Source organism: Vallitalea sediminicola, from assembly GCF_054408565.1.
Genome location: NZ_BTPT01000192.1, coordinates 1 through 392, shown reverse-complemented (window position 1 = coordinate 392; position 392 = coordinate 1). Strand labels below are relative to the sequence as shown.

Genomic DNA, 392 nt, shown 5'->3' with positions numbered 1-392 from the left:
TGAACTGAAATAACACAAATGATTAAATAAATTTAGTAGGCAGGTGAGAAAAATGGGGAAAGAAGTATATTTATGGTTGTATTTAGAAAAAGAATTAGTAGAAATAACAGAAGAAATTAAAACGGTTCTAAACTTAAAACCTTTCTATAGTGACTATGAAAATGTATGGGAATGGTGTGAAGCAGAAGAAAGAGACGGTTTATACTATAATTTTTCCAGAACGTATAATTGGGAAACCGAAACTGGAAATTATGATTATCCAGTTACAATGAGATTTGAAAGAGAAAATGGAATTTTTCATCAGCATGAAATTGATGAAATGGCATCTACTATTTCAAAATTTTTTAACATTAAGGTACATTATGGTGATGTAATATATGTTAAAGGAGATG

Annotated in this window: 1 protein-coding gene; it reads left to right on the top strand. The window is 28.6% G+C overall.

Annotation, left to right across the window (positions count from 1 at the left end):
- Nucleotides 1-52: 52 nt before the first annotated feature.
- A partial coding sequence (locus tag ACX6CF_RS26385; RefSeq protein WP_458788361.1) for a hypothetical protein occupies nt 53-392 on the top strand: 340 nt, incomplete at its 3' end.